This window comes from Sulfuricurvum sp. PD_MW2, from assembly GCF_002633015.1.
GTDB lineage: Bacteria > Campylobacterota > Campylobacteria > Campylobacterales > Sulfurimonadaceae > Sulfuricurvum.
On record NZ_NSIU01000002.1, the window covers coordinates 52,793 to 68,477 of the forward strand.

Genomic DNA, 15,685 nt, shown 5'->3' on the forward strand with positions numbered 1-15,685 from the left:
CAACCCGTAGGTTGGGGGAAATTATGCAAGGATTTTAGAAACAACCCCAGCGCCGACAGTACGTCCACCTTCACGGATAGCGAAGCGAGTACCCTCTTCCATCGCGATCGGATGGATCAATTCTGCAACAATTTTAACGTTGTCGCCTGGCATAACCATTTCAGTACCTTCTTGCAAAGTAATGGCACCTGTTACGTCTGTTGTACGAACGTAGAATTGTGGGCGGTAACCGTTAAAGAATGGAGTATGACGTCCACCTTCATCTTTGCTCAATACGTAGATCTCTGCCTCAAATTTTGTGTGAGGAGTGATTGATTTTGGTTTACAAAGAACTTGTCCGCGCTCAACATCTTCTTTTTTCGTACCACGGAGAAGAAGACCACAGTTGTCACCCGCTTCACCCATTTCCATTTCTTTACGGAACATTTCAACACCAGTTACGGTTGTTGTTTGTGTATCACGGATACCAACGATCTCGATAGTTTCACCGATTTTGATTGTACCACGCTCGATACGACCAGTAACAACAGTACCACGACCAGAGATAGAGAAAACATCCTCTACCGGCATCAAGAAATCTTTATCTGTTTCGCGGATTGGTTGTGGAATGTAACGATCCACTTCCGCCATCAATTTTTGAATTTTTGCTGACCACTCACCAAGAGTACCAGTTTTTGCTTCTTCAAGAGCACGAAGAGCTGAACCAGCTACGATTGGAGTATCGTCACCCGGGAAATCATAAGTGTCAAGAAGTTCACGAATTTCCATCTCAACAAGTTCAAGAAGTTCTTCGTCATCAACCATATCTTCTTTGTTCATGAAAACAACGATGTATGGAACACCAACTTGTTTTGAAAGAAGGATGTGCTCACGAGTTTGTGGCATCGGGCCGTCCGCTGCAGATACAACAAGGATAGCGCCGTCCATTTGTGCAGCACCGGTAATCATGTTTTTAACATAGTCGGCATGCCCAGGACAGTCAACGTGTGCATAGTGACGGTTGTCTGTTTCGTACTCAACGTGTGAAGTAGCGATCGTAATACCGCGCTCGCGCTCTTCAGGAGCGTTATCGATTTGATCGTAATCCATCATTGCAGCACCGTTTGTTACTGCAAGAACAGCTGTAATTGCTGCTGTCAATGTAGTTTTACCGTGGTCAACGTGACCGATTGTACCGATGTTACAGTGTGGTTTATTACGCGTAAACTTTTCTTTTGCCATAGTGTCCTCCGACGATGTGTGTAAATGAATTTGGAATTATACCAAAAAACAGCTGAAATAGCTTTCAAGCTTTCAAAAAAATTACAAAATTATTACTGGAGCTCACGAGCGGATTTGAACCGCCGACCTCTTCCTTACCAAGGAAGTGCTCTACCCCTGAGCCACGTGAGCATAAAACAATGATAAATATGTATTTTGGAAGCTTAAAAACTATTTTACGTTTTAAGGTAATTGATGAAGTAAATATTGCGAATTGTACTTCAGCTCCCAGTGGAGCGGGAAACGAGACTCGAACTCGCGACATTCAGCTTGGAAGGCTGACGCTCTAGCCAACTGAGCTATTCCCGCAGATGGTGGTGAGAGAAGGATTCGAACCTTCGAAGATAAAAATCAGCAGATTTACAGTCTGCCCTCGTTGGCCACTTGAGTATCTCACCACGGCCATAATCTGGTCTAACACTGATAAATGTAATGCGTTCCGCTTTCATTCAATGGTGCCGGCACGAGGATTTGAACCCCGGGCCTATTGATTACAAATCAATTGCTCTAGCCAACTGAGCTATGCCGGCATTTTGTGAAATGGAGCCGAAATTATATACACTCTTTTATTAAATGTCAAGGGTATTTAAAAGATTCTATAAATAATCTCTTTTTTCTTTTTTTTCTCGATGATTTCTTCGACCATCAACCCTTCAATATTCATAGCAACCAGGGCATTTACTGAGTCGATTTGTCTTTTTGCCGCTTCACGCAAAACAATCCCTCGATACGCTTTTGCCCAGTGACTAACCACTTTTCCCCCCTTGAGAAACTTCAATGTTGTCACCGATTGTTCGGGAATATAAAACTTATCGTAATATCCAGCGCGTAAATCCAAAATTTCATCATCACCTATCATAGCATCCAATGCAGCTGTGAAATGGGTTTTATAATGTTTATCTGGGATAAACGATCCTATCGCGGCACCTTGCTTGAGTTTGTAATCGGGTAATACGTCCGAAGCGCGTACAGGACCGAAAAGGTTCGAAAAAATAAGGGTATGTGTATCTATGTATTTTTGCGCATCGGCTGTAAGATTTGAATAGTCCAAATAATCATACGCTACCCCTTCATAGCGCTCAATCGCTTTCATGGTAGAGAGAGATTTTATAGGGTGACGATAACGATGATACTCACCGGAGTCTTTGATACCAAAAAGCTCATACAAATCTTCATCATTTCCATTTTGTATCAAATACTCATATTGCTCGATTACCTCAAGCCGTTTCTCAAATAACTCAGGAAATATCAAATCTGTTTCATTCAAGGGAGGACAACTGCCCCCTTGGCGTTTTCCTTCACTTGGGGAAAAAAGGATAAGCATCAGTAATACGCCGCAATAATGGCATAGCTCAGAAAGAACATCAGATGCGATGCCCCTTCGAAGTAGTTGGTCTCACCCTCATCAGTCGTTTTCCATACTAACAAAATTGTTAGCAATAACGCCCCAATTTGCAGCGGGTTAAAATCAAGGGTCAAATTAATCCCTGAGAGGTACGCCAACATCATCAAAATCGGAACCGTCAAAATAATCGATACCGTCGATGCCCCCATCGCAATATTCACAACCCGTTGAATCTGATCGTTGCGTGCAGCGCGAACTGCCGTAAAAATTTCAGGGCTGACACTGATAATCGCAATAACCAAACCGGCCAAACCGGCAGATACTCCATACTCTTTTGCGATCAAGACCCCTTCGCCGGCAAAAATTTCCGCACCGAATGCAATAATCCCGATCAAAACAAATATCGCCATAAAGTTGATCGGAGTGGAAAGATGCTCGAAAATATAGTCGCTCGACTCATTTTCATCAATCTCCGCATCTTCCTCTTCTTGAAGTTTGCGTTTTAGGCGGAAAAAACGGCTTCGTGCCGTTGCTTTGAAAAAATGGGTATGGGTACGGGTCTGAAAAATAAAAATAATGATATAGAAAAAAAGCAGTACCCCTGCGATAAGATGGCTCACATGGGTTAGCTCTGCGATACCGTGATCGGCATGACTCAACAATCCCGGCACGAGCAAAGCGCTTGACGCGACAAATAAGACGGTACTGTATGCGCTGGAGGTCTCTTTGTTGTGCTGCTGCTGGGTATAAGCAAGCCCTCCCAAAAATACAGCAAGCCCTAATAAAACGTTCAAATCGACGATAACTGCCGAAATAATCCCCCCTTTAACCGTTTCAATAACATCGGGAGAGTGACGCACCTCTAACAAAATAATATAGAGCAAGATAATCTCTACCGCAACGGCACTAAACGTCAAAACAAAACTGCCATAGGGTTCATGAAGTCGTTCAGAGAGAATATCAGCCACCTCGGCAACCGTAAGCGAGAGAGAGGCAATAGCAACCGCGGCAAACAATGTTGCCAAAATACCGTCGCCGTACGTGTGAAAGAAAAAAGCAAACGCCATGGAGACTATTCCAACAAATATATCCCAATAATCTTCAATAAAATAGCGTATCCGCCTGTCCAAGTCGTTATCCTTTAGATAAAGTAGTGGTAAGAATCATACCACAAATCACAATGGGGATTAAATCCACCCTTTTCGTTTAAATACATATACCGGTAAAATCGATGAGATAACCATCATAACAATGGAGAGCAAATAGCCGTACTGCCAATGAAGTTCCGGCAAAATTTCAAAGTTCATCCCATAAATACTCGCAATCAAGGTTGGCGGCAAGAAGACGACATTAACGATTGTAAACATTTTAATGACTTTGTTTTGTTCAATGCTCAATACGCCGACGAAGATGTTTTGAAGATAATCGAGTCGCTCGAAATTAAAGTCAGTGTAGTCAATCAGTGATTTGATATCCTTGAGCATGACGGTAACATCATGTTTTAGTGCATGTTTATACTTATTCGATTTTAAAAATGCGCTCAAAATTCGCTGTTTATCGTTCAGGTTTTCTCGTATCTGGGTATTCAAATCTTCCAAAGACGAAATACGTGCCAAAATCTCTTCATCTTCGTTCGAATAGTCGGTCAAGACGTGTTTGCGTAGACGGGTAATGTCACGAGCCAGTTTTTCAATAATATCCGCATCGGCATCAATACGGATATCCAAAATTTGACAAAAAATATCGTATCCGGTCTCAAACTGTTTCGGCGTTGCAAAAAATTTGCGGTTAAACTCATCAAATGTATAGAGATTGGTATAGCGGATCGAAATCAAAAGATTATGATAGAGGATAAATGACACCGTCTCATTGTGTGAGTTTTCAAGTTTTGAGATCAAAAAATAACTGTTGATTTCAATACGATCGGACTCTTCCCAATAGCGCGAACTGATCTCAATCTCTTCGGTCTCTTGTTTGGTCGGAAATTTAATGTTGAAGGTATTTTCAATAAAAACAATTTCGTCATACGTCGGCATCAACATATCGATCCAAATCACTTTCTCGATTACGTCACCGTCAAGCTCTGACATCGTATCGATGAATGCTATCGCGTTTTCATTGCGTACATAACATTTGATCATCGTTATACCTCCTTGTTAAATCGTTCTTTATAACGGCATTTTTGACACAGCTCTTCGACACATTCCCCTCTGGAAAATCCATCACGAATAGCTACAGCACGTTCTGATGAGAGAATTTTACCCAAATTTGTCTCATGTAGGTTACCAAGATCAATGATCCCATCCGAATCCAAGCAGCAAGGAACCACTCTTCCATCCGAAAGGATAGCGATTTGTTTGCCGAGTCCCTGACAATATCCATGTGTAAGGGTATCATTGTCCAGATTCGGCCACTCAAAATAGCGATCGAAATGGAGCAGTATTTTGGAGGCTAAACGGATTGATTGGCGCTCCCCGCTGATTTGTAAAGCAATCATCCCGGGTTCAAGCGAAAAATGATTCTCCAAAAGCGCAAATAGTCGTTCATTAAAACGGCTTTCACTATAAATATCATCCAAATTCCACAATCGAAGATTAATAAAAAAATCAACCTCACGGGATAGTTTCTCATCACACAGTGCCAATATCGGCTCCATATACGCTTCAAACGTCCGAGATACGCTGTTTTTATTAAAGCTGTTGAGGGAAATATTGAGCTGACGGAGTGCGGGATGAAAAAGGGCTTCTCTACGGAGTGGATCCAAATAAAATCCGCTAGTAGTGATCATCACTTTAAACCCCAGAGCATAGGCACTATCCAGATAGTCTCTCACATTGCTGAGCACTATCGGATCACCCATCACATGCAAGGCAATCTCGTCGGTATACGGTTTTAGTTCAGCAAGAGCCTTTTTGAAAAAAGGGAGTTCCATTGTTTGGGTCGGTTTTGGTTTGGGAGGACAAAAGCTGCAGGAGAGTCCGCAAATATTGGTTATTTCAACGTAGGCACGGCTGAATTTCATTATAATCCCTTTATGCAAACATTAGAAGCCATCCAAAACACCCTCATAACCAACGATGCGCTCATGCTCTATTTTAGCGCACCCACCTGCAACGTCTGTCATGCCCTTAAACCGAAACTGACCGAAGCGATCACAACCGAATTCCCCACTTTTGTCATCGAGAGTATCGATATTTCCGAAACGCCCGAAATTGCATCCCATTTTACCGTCTTTACCATTCCGACAGTACTGATCTTTTTTCAGGGACGGGAATTTTTACGCAAAAGCCGCCACATGAGTATCGGCGAAGTGACAGATGCTATACGCCGACCCTATAACCTTATGGTAGAAAACTAACAATCCCTGCTGTTACGGCAACGTTGAGGGATTCAACCCCGCGATGCATTGGGATACTGACACTATGAGTCGATGCACGTATTACACTATCACTAACCCCTTCACTCTCATTTCCTAACACAAAGATAGAGCGATTGGGGATTTTCAGCGTATGGATGTCATATTTAGCGTGAGACGAAAGGGTAATGATTGCTGTATCGCTCAATGTCAAAATCTCACTCAAATCTTCACAGTAATAGATCGGTATTTTAAAGAGAGTCCCCGCTGAGGCTTTCATCACCAACGGTGAAAGTTTCGTACTGTTACGGCGAGGCAATACGATTCCATCGATTTTACTCGCCGCTGCGGATCGGACAATCATCCCTAAATTTTGCGGATTATTGATCCCATCAAGGGCCAAAAGACGAAAAGAACCCGGTAAATCGGTCGCAATAGCTGAAGCACTGCGGTAATTTTGGCTTACGACATCAATCGCTACTCCTTGATCTTGCGCACTGTTTTTGGAAATGCGGGAGAGAGATTCTTTGGTGTGGTATTTGATCTCTACACCACGCATTTCGGCAAGTGCCATGATCTCTTCGATCGTCTCATCAGTGCGATTGCTCTTGGAGAGGTGCAATTTATGAATCTCTACGGCATCGTCTCGCAGTACTTCGACTGCAACGTTACGCCCATACAATGTTATTAAAGAGTCGAAAAAACGCTTTTTCTCTAAATACTCAGGAGAATCGTTCATCAGATTTTTGCCGCAACGGCTTCTGCGCTAAATCCGAATTTCTCAAACAACTTATCGGCCGGTGCACTCGCCCCAAATCCTTCCATCGCAACAACCGTATCGGCAAATCGGTACCACTCAAGCCCGCGAGCCGCTTCAATAGCAATTTTCTTCGTGGATGGTTTAATGATCGATTCGATATAGCTTGGTGATTGTTCCATCAGCAAATCAAAACACGGTACACTCACAACATTTGCCGCAATGCCGCGTGATGAGAGAAGTTCAGCACTCTCAATCGCCAAGGCGACTTCTGAACCCGATGCCATAATGGTAACCGTAGCATTAGGACGCTCTATAAGCAAATAACCGCCGTTTTCAACATCTCCGTGAACAGGGGACGGAAGCAACGGAAGATTTTGGCGTGAACATACGAATGCCGATGGAGAGTGTTTCATCGAAAGGGCTTTCTGCCATGCTTTGACGTTTTCAGCACCATCTGCCGGACGATAGACATAAAAATTCGGCAACGCTCTAAATTGGCTCAAATGCTCGATCGGTTGGTGGGTAGGGCCGTCTTCCCCCACACCGATACTATCATGTGTCCAAATGAAAAAGTGTTGGATACCGCTGAGTGCTGCAATACGTGCAGATGGTTTGAGGTAGTCACTAAATACAAAAAACGTTGCGCTAAAAGGCATAATCGGACCATACAATGCCATCGCATTCGTTATCGATGCCATAGCATGCTCACGGATACCGAAGTGGATATTTTTGCCCTTAGGGAAATCTCCCATGTTTGCTAATTCGGTTTTATTGGATGGTCCGAGATCCGCCGACCCGCCAAGGAAGCCCGGAATCGCTTTGGCAATTGCATTCAAAATCACACCGTTAGTGTTACGTGTTGCATCCGCTTTCTCAAAAGTAGGCCATTGGATACGGCTGAAATCCGGATTCATCAACTGCTCATACGCTTCATTTTGCTCTACCAATGGGAGCTCATTGAGACGGTGATTCCACTCACGCTCTGCCAAATCCCCTTTTTCAATCGCACAACGGAAACGTTCCAATACATCCGAATCGACATGGAACGTTTTTTCAGGATCGAATCCGGCTGCCATTTTAGCCGTTTTGATCACATCGTGCCCAAGCGGTGCTCCATGCGCATGGTGTGAGCCTTCCATTTTACCGCCCCCTTTGGCGATAACGGTATTTGCAATAATAAGTACCGGACGTTTGATCGTTTTAGATTGCGTTAATGCACCGTCAATCTCTTCGAAATTGTGCCCGTCAATCTCCAATACCGCCCAGTTTTGCGATTCGAAACGGTTCCGAATATTTTCACTAAGGCTGAGTTCGGTTGAACCCTCGATTGTAATACGGTTTGAATCGTAAATCACAACCAAATTATCAAGTCCGAGATGCCCGGCAATCGAACACGCTTCATAACTGATCCCCTCTTCCAAGTCACCGTCTCCGCACAGACAATACACATTGTGATCAATCAATTCTGCCGTTTCAGAATTCACTTTGTTGCCGACATATGAAGATGCCATTGCAAAACCGACCGCATTCGCAATTCCTTGTCCTAATGGCCCCGTGGTAATCTCTACCCCAGCCGTATGACCGTATTCGGGATGTCCCGGTGTTGCAGAATCAAGCTGGCGGAAATTTTTAAGATCCTCGATCTCTAACCCGTATCCCCAAAGATAATAAAGCGAATAGATCAGACCCGTACCGTGTCCGCCTGAGAACACTAAACGGTCACGGTTCAACCATTTCGGATTCTTCGGACTATGGGTAAGATGTTCAGAAAGAACGACAGCGATGTCCGCCAATCCCATCGGTGCACCCGGATGGCCTGAATTAGCTTGTTGTACCATGTCTGCCGCTAAAAAGCGGATTGTATCTGCCATTTTTTGGCGCATTGTATTACTCATCGGTTAGTCCTTGTGTCGGTTAATATATTGGGTAAGTGTTGGTGACAATTCACGTTGCAAATTCTCATCAAAACTCATCATTTGTCGTGTTACTTTTTCTGCCAAAGCATTGGCCTCATCCATTGCCCGCTCATACCCGAGCAACGTAACGAAACTGTTTTTCGCTTCATCGTTATTGGTTGTTTTGCCTGCTTGTGTTTCATCTTGGGTCACATCCAAAATATCGTCTTGAATTTGAAACAACAACCCCAAATCAATACCGAAATCATAAAGCTGCTGTGCAAGATCGTCTCGTCCGACAATGTATGCACCCATTTGTAGCGATGCGGCAATCAGTTTGCCTGTTTTGTGGATATGGAGCATTTTCACCTGTTCCAATTCCAACCGTTGGTTTTCAAAATGGCAATCGATCGCTTGCCCTAAAACCATCCCCTCTACTCCACCGTTATGTGCGAGTGAACGGACCAGTTTGACAATGACTTTATCCGAAAACGGAGCATTCGAAAGCACTTCAAATGCATAAGTATTCAGTGCATCCCCTGCCAGAATCGCACTCACTTCATTGTACATTTTATGGAGTGTAGGCATCCCTCGGCGCAGGTCGGCATTATCCATTGCAGGGAGATCATCATGAATCAAAGAGTACGTATGCAGCAATTCAATAGCAAGCGCTGCATGATACGCACTGGGAACCAAAAGTGTATTATAGGCTTGAACAACACCCAATAAAAGAGCCGGACGAAAACGTTTTCCGCCCCCCAAGAGCATTTGGTGCAGTGAAGTTTCATAGTGGGGATGAAAAGATGCAGCTGAAGGGAGATGCGCTGCTAAAAATGCTTCAAATTGCTCCATACCTATCCCACTATTTTTTAGCGAAATATTACCACGTTGGAGCTTATATCTTCTCGATTATGTCAGTGATACTGTTCTCATCATCAACTAATACAACAGTAGGTTTATACGTTTCAAGCTCTGCATCATTATACGTTGCGTAGGCAACAATGATAATTTTGTCCCCTTTGTGTACTTTACGTGCAGCTGCCCCATTAAGACAGATATCACGTTTGCCGCGCTCACCAAGGATAATATAAGTAGAAAAACGTTCACCGTTATTGATATTTAGAATTTCCACTTTTTGACCGACACGCATTTTGGATGCTTCCAAAAGCTCTTCGTCAATTGTGATCGAACCGACATAATTAAGATTTGCGTCGGTAACGGTCGCACGGTGGATTTTACTGTAGAGCATTTCGATCAACATAATTTATCTGCCCATCTGCTTCATCATATCAGCCGGAGTGATTGGAGCATCCCAAAGTTCTGATGGGATAACATACTCTTGAACCACTTCACCACCGATAATATGACGATCAATAATCTCATTGATTTTCTCTTTGGTAAGTCCAGCGTACATTACATGTCCCGGTTCTACCAACATAACAGGTCCAACATTACAGCGATTCATACATGACGTACGGATCGGTTGCACGGTTGCAATCAACCCTTTTTGCATAAGCGTTTGTGCCAAATGTTGAAACAAATCTTGAGTGTGCGGATTGACACAGCTTGGCTTTGGCATCCCCGGAGGAGAGCTCTGTTCACACTTGAAAATATAAAATGCCGGTTGAGGAAGACCCATCAACTACTCCTTCACATCGATATACGTAAAATACGGCTACGATAAAAATAATTACCGCATTATAGCCAAATCTTAAAGCTACATTGTTAGCTCAAAAAAACAATTTAGTCGTTTAAAGCTCTTTTAACAACTCTCGTGCCACAACACGATCATCAAACGGCAAATGCTGGTCGTAGATAATCTGTGACGTTTCATCCCCTTTTCCGAGAATCAAAATCACTTCATCACCGCTTCGATCTTTTAGCGCTTGGGCTATCGCATTACGGCGATTGACATCTACGTACACATTGCTTTTGTCTTCGATTCCGGAGAGAATATCTTCAATAATTGCATCCGGATCTTCAAAACGGGGATTATCACTCGTCACATATACTTTTTTCGCATATGCACTTGCGACTCTCCCCATCATAGGGCGTTTGCTACGGTCGCGATCCCCTCCTGCACCAAACACGACCAAGACCTCTTTCTCTTTGAGCGCATTAAGCACCTGTTCCATTCCATCTGGAGTATGAGCGAAATCGACAATGACAAGAGGCGATTCGCTCACCACTTCCATACGTCCGCTCACCCCGCCAAAATTCTCCAAAGCATCGGCAATTTTTTCCAGACTCTCGTTTGTAACCAAATGAACGGCTGCAAAAGCGGCAGTAATATTATAGAGGTTGAAAAACCCGTGCAACGACGTCACAAAAGGAACATGATCTTCAAAATGTTTCAACACTCCGCTTACACCGTTGTTCAACGAATACGCCAAAATTTTATAGGTAGCTGGATTTTCAACACCGTAGGTGAAAGCATTTTTGATATTAAACTGCGCTTTAGGTTCATCTTTGTTGATCAGTTTTTTCGACTCATCCGCAAAAAAGAGATTTTTAATTCGGATGTACTCATCGATGCTTTGATGATAATCAAGATGATCTTGGGTGATATTCGTCAAAATTTTAAGCCCAAATTGTATCCCTGCGATCCGTTCTTGTTCGATCGCATGAGAACTCACTTCCATGACAAAATATTCGCACCCTTCTGCAATCGCCTGAGCCATATGACGATACGTATTCAAAACCGTAGGTGTTGTTAACGTTTTCCCCTCAACCGGCGCATCATTCATGAAAAATCCGCGCGTGCCCTGCATTGCCGCTTTATGCCCTAGATCAAGCAATAAAGAGTAAATCGCACTTGCCGTCGTTGTTTTACCGTTGGTTCCGGTAATACCGATGACGCATAGACGATTCAAACCAAATAGGCTCCAGCACTCCTCAGGGCTTAGAACGCAATTAGCCCCACGAGCAAGGGCGTCTTCTTTGTATTTTTCATTTTGTTTGGTTAATAAAAAAGCACACTCTGCATCGCATTCGCCTGAATTCTCAGTGATATAGCGATACGGCTGACCTTGTATCTCAATTTTCAATGTTTTTACCTTTTGCTAATCGACGCAACAAATTCCGTAACTGACGGTCGTTCGGATAGACGCCCAAAGCACTCTCTAGATAGCTGAGAGCCATCTCTTTGTAGCCATGATCGATCAAATTGTCCAAAAAGTCGACAAAATCCTCTTTTTCGGTGATGATAACCCGTGTTGAAAACATGATATTCTCAAATATGCGGTTAAAATCGCTATCGTTGGCAACAAGCTCTTTAAACTCATTGTACATAATCCCATCTTCATATGCAAGACGTTGTTTTATGGTCTCTTCAAAAAGTCCGGAAAGCTGTTCGACTGTCCCGTCCATCGTCTCTAAAATCTCAGAGATGATGATATCTGCCGATTCGGCATCCTCTTTTCTCAAAATCGTATAATAATCAAAAAGTGCTTCACCGGCACTCTCGCCGCTCATTGCCATATCGGCTAAGATGGCTCCGTTATATGCCTCTTTCGAATCAGGATAATCTTTCAAGACTAAAGAATAGTCACGTAACGCATCGGCATATTGACCCGCCAAAAAATGTTCGTTTGCTTGTTTGAGGGTTTTGGTTAAATTGGTTGTTGTTTTCATAGTTCTCCCTCCTCTTTTTCTAATATCGGCTCATTTTATTTTTGTTACAGTGAGTCGATTTGATGTTCCATTCCGTGTGGTACGTTAATAACGACCAATTCCGGATGGATATCCATCCGTAATTGTCTCTCAACGCCGTATTTTAATGTATTTCCACTGCTTGAACATCCAACACACGCACCTTGAAGTTGTACATAAATTGTTCCGTTTTTTACGGTCAAAAATGCTATATCTCCCCCGTCTAATGCCAACGATGGGCGAATTTTGTCAATAACATTGCGAACCGGATTCATTAATTCTTCGTCAGTAAATGGAATCATATCGTACCTTATAAAGCTCAAATATTGCAGTATAGTATAAAAAAAGGTCTTATCATGTACTAATGCGAAAAGGGTAGTTTTCGAGTGAAGCTCGAATTAAGGGGTGGGTGTATTGAACTCGTTATACGAGTTCAATGTATGCCATCGGTGTAGCATCACCGCGACGAATACGAGTTTTAACGATACGAGTATATCCACCGTTGCGCTCATTGTATTTTGGAGCAACTTCATTCAAAAGAGTTTTAGTTGCTTCTTTGTTTTGCAATACAGCGAATACTGCACGGTGAGCGTTAGCATCACCAGCACGCGCTGTTGTGATTAACTTTTCAGCGAAAGAACGAAGTTCTTTTGCTTTCATCAACGTAGTTTCAATTTTACCGTGTTCAATCAACGCAATACTAAGATTTGTCAACAAAGCTTCACGATGTGCGCTCGTTCGACCTAGTTTGCGGTATCCGTGACGATGTCTCATGAGATACTTCCTATAATGGTTTAAAGCTTATTCAGCTTCGATTTTCTTTTTGATCGCACTGATCAAGTCATCTGCCAAATCTTGTCCGACAGTGTAACCGTACTCAGTGATTTTTTCCAAAATCTCTTCGAACGATTTTTTACCAAGGTTTTTAACCTCTTTCAAATCATTTTGGCTCATCATTACGATTTCGCCGATGTATTTGATGTTTGAACGATCAAGACAGTTGAAACTGCGAGCGCTCAATCCAAGGTCTTCAATGCGTGCACCCAAACGTTTAAGTTCAGGATGCTCATCTGCACGCTCTGCAGCTGCAGGAGCTTTGATGCTAACTTCACTGTTAAATACAGCCATTTGAGCATACATTACTTCAAGAGCATTTTTAAATGCATCAACCGGAGAAATTTGTCCGTCTGTAGCGATGTTGATAACCACTTTTTCAAAATTCGGGTTATCTTCAACAAGAACGTTTTCAATCGCATATGTTGCACGGCGAACCGGTGTAAAATATGCATCCAACGCAATGTATCCGTCACCCAACATTTCACGTACATCTTCACTCGGCGCATAACCGATACCTTGATGAATTTTAACGCTGAAGTTCAACGTAGCATCTTCATTCAATGTTGCCAAAAATGCATTTGGGGTTACAACTTCGACATCATCATTATCCAAATCACGTCCATGAATTTCACAAGGGCCTGCAAAACTGTACGTAATCTCTTTTTCTTTGAGTCCGTTTTTCAATTTGAAACGAACCCCTTTAAGATTAATAATGAAATCCGAAATATCTTCGAGCATACCGCGCACGGAGTCAAACTCATGCTTAGCACCCTCAATTTTAATACCGATCGGTGCGAATCCAACCGAGCTGCTTAGCAAAAAGCGGCGGATCGGATGGGCGAGTGAAACCGCAAATCCGGTTTCAAACGGATAAGCAATGATGTTTGCTTCGTTCGCGCTGATTTGCTCGACGACAAACTCTTTCGGAAGAAGCGGTGATGTCTTAATTTTTTTCATGCTGAACGCCCTTTCTTTAATGATTATTTCGAGTAAAGCTCGACGATTAGACGTTCTTCAACAGGGATTACAACCTCTTCACGCTCAGGAAGACGTGTGAAAATACCGAACGCTTTATCTTGATCGATGTCAACCCATGCCGCAAGACCGGTTTGGTTGGTCAACTCAATCGCACGAACGATTTGGTTGTTCTTTTTAGTTTTTTCATGAATTTCCACTTTTTGTCCCGGTTTTACGCGGTAAGATGGAATATCAACACGTTTTCCGTCAACCAACACGTGACCGTGGTTTACCAATTGGCGAGCGAAACGACGAGTCGTTGCGAATCCCATACGATAAACAACGTTATCAAGACGTTGCTCAAGAAGCATTACCAAGTTCGTACCGGTGTTACCAGTACGGCGTTTTGCTTCAGCAAACAATGAACGCATTTGTTTTTCACTCAAACCGTACATAAATTTCGCTTTTTGTTTTTCACGAAGTTGTGTACCGTATTCAGAGATTTTTGTACGGCGTTGACCGTGTTGACCTGGTCCGTATGGACGTTTATCAAGGGCACTTTTACCTGCAAGACGGCGCTCACCTTTTAATCCAAGGCTTACACCAAATCTTCTTTCGATTTTTTCTACGGGTCCTCTATATCTTGCCATTACAAACCTCCTTACACGCGTCGGCGCTTAGGCGCACGACATCCATTGTGTGGTAGCGGAGTAACGTCTTTCATGAATGAAACACGTAGACCTTCGATCGCTCCTACACTTTTAACTGCTGTTTCACGACCAGATCCTGGTCCTTGAACTTTAATGCCCACTTCTTTGATTCCGTGAACCATTGCTTTTTCCATTGCCGCTTCTACCGCTTGTTGCGCAGCAAACGGGGTAGATTTTTTTGAACCTTTGAAACCAAGGCTTCCAGCAGAACTCCATGCGATCATGTTACCCATTTCATCTGTTACCGTAACAAGAGTGTTGTTGAACGATGCCAAGATATGAACGATACCTTTAGCAATATTCTTTTTTACGATTTTTTTACGGGTTGCTTTTCTTTTTGCCATACTCTAATCCCTTACTTTGTGGCTGAGCCGACGGTTTTCTTTTTACCTTTGCGTGTACGTGCATTGGTTTTGGTTTTTTGACCACGGCATGGGAGACCTTTACGGTGACGAAGACCACGGTATGAACCAAGATCCATCAACGCTTTGATGTCCATTGCGACTTGTTTACGAAGATCCCCTTCTACAGCGATACCGCTGCTGCGAATCTCTTTAGCGATCGTTGCCGCTTCATCTTCTGAAAGCTCATATACACGTTTATTGTAGTCGAGTCCAGTTGCATCCAAAATTTTGCGTGACGTATGCAAACCGATACCATAGATATAAGTTAATGCATATTCCAAACGTTTTTTCTTAGGTAAGTCCACACCAGCAATACGTGCCATGCTTATCCTTGTCTTTGTTTATGTTTTGGGGTTTTGCAGATTACGCGCACAATCCCTTTGCGTTTGATGATTTTGCAATCATCGCACATTTTCTTCACTGAAGAACGTACTTTCATCGGTAGGCTCCGTTGAGTTAAATCACTTGCTTCTCGTAGGTAGAGCTGCCTCATACCAATACTTGTAACTAC

At 43.0% G+C, this 15,685-nt stretch carries 20 protein-coding genes and 4 tRNA genes; 1 reads left to right on the top strand and 23 read right to left on the bottom strand.

Annotated elements, in window-relative coordinates; genetic code table 11:
- Nucleotides 1-21 precede the first annotated feature (21 nt).
- From tuf to CJD30_RS02135, 9 genes are all read right to left on the bottom strand, one after another.
- Nucleotides 22-1,221 (bottom strand): elongation factor Tu, encoded by a 1,200-nt coding sequence (tuf, locus tag CJD30_RS02095; RefSeq protein WP_294915826.1) that lies wholly within the window; start codon nt 1,219-1,221, stop codon nt 22-24.
- A gap of 96 nt (nt 1,222-1,317) precedes the next feature.
- Nucleotides 1,318-1,392: transfer RNA gene (locus CJD30_RS02100), tRNA-Thr, on the bottom strand.
- Nucleotides 1,393-1,492: 100 nt separating this feature from the next.
- Nucleotides 1,493-1,569 (bottom strand) — tRNA-Gly (locus CJD30_RS02105).
- 3 nt (nt 1,570-1,572) lie between these two features.
- Nucleotides 1,573-1,658 (bottom strand) — tRNA-Tyr (locus CJD30_RS02110).
- A gap of 55 nt (nt 1,659-1,713) precedes the next feature.
- Nucleotides 1,714-1,790 (bottom strand) — tRNA-Thr (locus CJD30_RS02115).
- A gap of 56 nt (nt 1,791-1,846) precedes the next feature.
- On the bottom strand, nt 1,847-2,584 hold the full coding sequence (locus tag CJD30_RS02120) for a YaaA family protein (RefSeq protein ID WP_294915828.1): 738 nt from the start codon (nt 2,582-2,584) through the stop codon (nt 1,847-1,849).
- Entirely contained in the window at nt 2,584-3,735 is a 1,152-nt protein-coding gene (locus CJD30_RS02125) for a sodium:proton exchanger (RefSeq protein WP_294915830.1), read from the bottom strand. The genes CJD30_RS02120 and CJD30_RS02125 overlap by 1 nt, the downstream gene beginning before the upstream one ends.
- A 57-nt stretch (nt 3,736-3,792) precedes the next feature.
- Complete coding sequence (gene corA / locus CJD30_RS02130; RefSeq protein WP_294915832.1) at nt 3,793-4,746, bottom strand: magnesium/cobalt transporter CorA; 954 nt, start codon at nt 4,744-4,746, stop codon at nt 3,793-3,795.
- 2 nt (nt 4,747-4,748) lie between these two features.
- A complete protein-coding gene (locus tag CJD30_RS02135) occupies nt 4,749-5,627 on the bottom strand; it encodes an SPASM domain-containing protein (protein WP_294915833.1) in 879 nt (292 codons plus the stop codon).
- Nucleotides 5,628-5,639: 12 nt separating this feature from the next.
- Between CJD30_RS02135 and CJD30_RS02140 the strand changes: the two genes are divergently transcribed.
- Nucleotides 5,640-5,963, top strand: a complete 324-nt coding sequence (locus CJD30_RS02140) for a thioredoxin family protein (RefSeq protein ID WP_294915835.1) — start codon at nt 5,640-5,642, stop codon at nt 5,961-5,963.
- On the opposite strand, the gene CJD30_RS02145 is transcribed toward CJD30_RS02140, so the two are convergent.
- The 14 genes from CJD30_RS02145 to rpmJ form a co-directional block, all read right to left on the bottom strand.
- A complete protein-coding gene (locus CJD30_RS02145; RefSeq protein ID WP_294915837.1) occupies nt 5,947-6,699 on the bottom strand; it encodes an RNA methyltransferase in 753 nt (250 codons plus the stop codon). The genes CJD30_RS02140 and CJD30_RS02145 overlap by 17 nt on opposite strands.
- On the bottom strand, nt 6,699-8,615 hold the full coding sequence (gene tkt / locus CJD30_RS02150) for a transketolase (protein WP_294915839.1): 1,917 nt from the start codon (nt 8,613-8,615) through the stop codon (nt 6,699-6,701). The genes CJD30_RS02145 and tkt overlap by 1 nt, the downstream gene beginning before the upstream one ends.
- A 3-nt stretch (nt 8,616-8,618) precedes the next feature.
- Entirely contained in the window at nt 8,619-9,467 is an 849-nt protein-coding gene (locus CJD30_RS02155; RefSeq protein ID WP_294915841.1) for a polyprenyl synthetase family protein, read from the bottom strand.
- A 43-nt stretch (nt 9,468-9,510) separates the two neighbouring features.
- A complete protein-coding gene (panD, locus tag CJD30_RS02160; RefSeq protein WP_294915843.1) occupies nt 9,511-9,876 on the bottom strand; it encodes an aspartate 1-decarboxylase in 366 nt (121 codons plus the stop codon).
- A 3-nt stretch (nt 9,877-9,879) separates the two neighbouring features.
- Nucleotides 9,880-10,254, bottom strand: a complete 375-nt coding sequence (locus tag CJD30_RS02165) for a (2Fe-2S) ferredoxin domain-containing protein (protein ID WP_294915845.1) — start codon at nt 10,252-10,254, stop codon at nt 9,880-9,882.
- A 112-nt stretch (nt 10,255-10,366) separates the two neighbouring features.
- Nucleotides 10,367-11,662: a UDP-N-acetylmuramoyl-L-alanyl-D-glutamate--2,6-diaminopimelate ligase gene (locus CJD30_RS02170; protein WP_294915847.1), complete on the bottom strand. Its 1,296-nt coding sequence runs from the start codon at nt 11,660-11,662 to the stop codon at nt 10,367-10,369.
- On the bottom strand, nt 11,652-12,248 hold the full coding sequence (locus CJD30_RS02175; RefSeq protein ID WP_294915849.1) for a hypothetical protein: 597 nt from the start codon (nt 12,246-12,248) through the stop codon (nt 11,652-11,654). The genes CJD30_RS02170 and CJD30_RS02175 overlap by 11 nt, the downstream gene beginning before the upstream one ends.
- A gap of 44 nt (nt 12,249-12,292) precedes the next feature.
- Nucleotides 12,293-12,568 carry a NifU family protein gene (locus CJD30_RS02180; protein WP_294915851.1) on the bottom strand — a complete coding sequence of 92 codons (276 nt, stop codon included), beginning with the start codon at nt 12,566-12,568 and terminating at the stop codon, nt 12,293-12,295.
- 121 nt (nt 12,569-12,689) lie between these two features.
- Nucleotides 12,690-13,040 carry a 50S ribosomal protein L17 gene (gene rplQ, locus CJD30_RS02185; protein ID WP_294915853.1) on the bottom strand — a complete coding sequence of 117 codons (351 nt, stop codon included), beginning with the start codon at nt 13,038-13,040 and terminating at the stop codon, nt 12,690-12,692.
- A 27-nt stretch (nt 13,041-13,067) separates the two neighbouring features.
- A complete protein-coding gene (locus CJD30_RS02190; protein ID WP_294915855.1) occupies nt 13,068-14,060 on the bottom strand; it encodes a DNA-directed RNA polymerase subunit alpha in 993 nt (330 codons plus the stop codon).
- A gap of 23 nt (nt 14,061-14,083) precedes the next feature.
- The gene (gene rpsD, locus CJD30_RS02195) at nt 14,084-14,710 is read right to left on the bottom strand and encodes a 30S ribosomal protein S4 (protein ID WP_294915857.1); all 627 of its coding nucleotides are present in this window, start codon (nt 14,708-14,710) and stop codon (nt 14,084-14,086) included.
- 11 nt (nt 14,711-14,721) lie between these two features.
- Nucleotides 14,722-15,114 carry a 30S ribosomal protein S11 gene (gene rpsK / locus CJD30_RS02200; protein ID WP_294915859.1) on the bottom strand — a complete coding sequence of 131 codons (393 nt, stop codon included), beginning with the start codon at nt 15,112-15,114 and terminating at the stop codon, nt 14,722-14,724.
- An 11-nt stretch (nt 15,115-15,125) separates the two neighbouring features.
- On the bottom strand, nt 15,126-15,497 hold the full coding sequence (gene rpsM, locus CJD30_RS02205) for a 30S ribosomal protein S13 (protein ID WP_294915861.1): 372 nt from the start codon (nt 15,495-15,497) through the stop codon (nt 15,126-15,128).
- 2 nt (nt 15,498-15,499) lie between these two features.
- Nucleotides 15,500-15,613 carry a 50S ribosomal protein L36 gene (gene rpmJ / locus CJD30_RS02210; protein WP_294915863.1) on the bottom strand — a complete coding sequence of 38 codons (114 nt, stop codon included), beginning with the start codon at nt 15,611-15,613 and terminating at the stop codon, nt 15,500-15,502.
- Nucleotides 15,614-15,685 lie beyond the last annotated feature (72 nt).

Coding starts and splice junctions, on each gene's coding strand:
- CJD30_RS02155 (WP_294915841.1), bottom strand. CDS start 9,467: ATGGAGCAATTTGAAGCATTTTTAGCAGCGCATCTCCCTTCAGCTGCA.
- rpsD (WP_294915857.1), bottom strand. CDS start 14,710: ATGGCAAGATATAGAGGACCCGTAGAAAAAATCGAAAGAAGATTTGGT.
- rplQ (WP_294915853.1), bottom strand. CDS start 13,040: ATGAGACATCGTCACGGATACCGCAAACTAGGTCGAACGAGCGCACAT.
- corA (WP_294915832.1), bottom strand. CDS start 4,746: ATGATCAAATGTTATGTACGCAATGAAAACGCGATAGCATTCATCGAT.
- CJD30_RS02135 (WP_294915833.1), bottom strand. CDS start 5,627: ATGAAATTCAGCCGTGCCTACGTTGAAATAACCAATATTTGCGGACTC.
- CJD30_RS02145 (WP_294915837.1), bottom strand. CDS start 6,699: ATGAACGATTCTCCTGAGTATTTAGAGAAAAAGCGTTTTTTCGACTCT.
- CJD30_RS02175 (WP_294915849.1), bottom strand. CDS start 12,248: ATGAAAACAACAACCAATTTAACCAAAACCCTCAAACAAGCAAACGAA.
- rpsK (WP_294915859.1), bottom strand. CDS start 15,114: ATGGCAAAAAGAAAAGCAACCCGTAAAAAAATCGTAAAAAAGAATATT.
- tkt (WP_294915839.1), bottom strand. CDS start 8,615: ATGAGTAATACAATGCGCCAAAAAATGGCAGATACAATCCGCTTTTTA.
- rpsM (WP_294915861.1), bottom strand. CDS start 15,497: ATGGCACGTATTGCTGGTGTGGACTTACCTAAGAAAAAACGTTTGGAA.
- tuf (WP_294915826.1), bottom strand. CDS start 1,221: ATGGCAAAAGAAAAGTTTACGCGTAATAAACCACACTGTAACATCGGT.
- CJD30_RS02180 (WP_294915851.1), bottom strand. CDS start 12,568: ATGATTCCATTTACTGACGAAGAATTAATGAATCCGGTTCGCAATGTT.
- CJD30_RS02120 (WP_294915828.1), bottom strand. CDS start 2,584: ATGCTTATCCTTTTTTCCCCAAGTGAAGGAAAACGCCAAGGGGGCAGT.
- CJD30_RS02140 (WP_294915835.1), top strand. CDS start 5,640: ATGCAAACATTAGAAGCCATCCAAAACACCCTCATAACCAACGATGCG.
- CJD30_RS02190 (WP_294915855.1), bottom strand. CDS start 14,060: ATGAAAAAAATTAAGACATCACCGCTTCTTCCGAAAGAGTTTGTCGTC.
- panD (WP_294915843.1), bottom strand. CDS start 9,876: ATGTTGATCGAAATGCTCTACAGTAAAATCCACCGTGCGACCGTTACC.
- rpmJ (WP_294915863.1), bottom strand. CDS start 15,613: ATGAAAGTACGTTCTTCAGTGAAGAAAATGTGCGATGATTGCAAAATC.
- CJD30_RS02165 (WP_294915845.1), bottom strand. CDS start 10,254: ATGGGTCTTCCTCAACCGGCATTTTATATTTTCAAGTGTGAACAGAGC.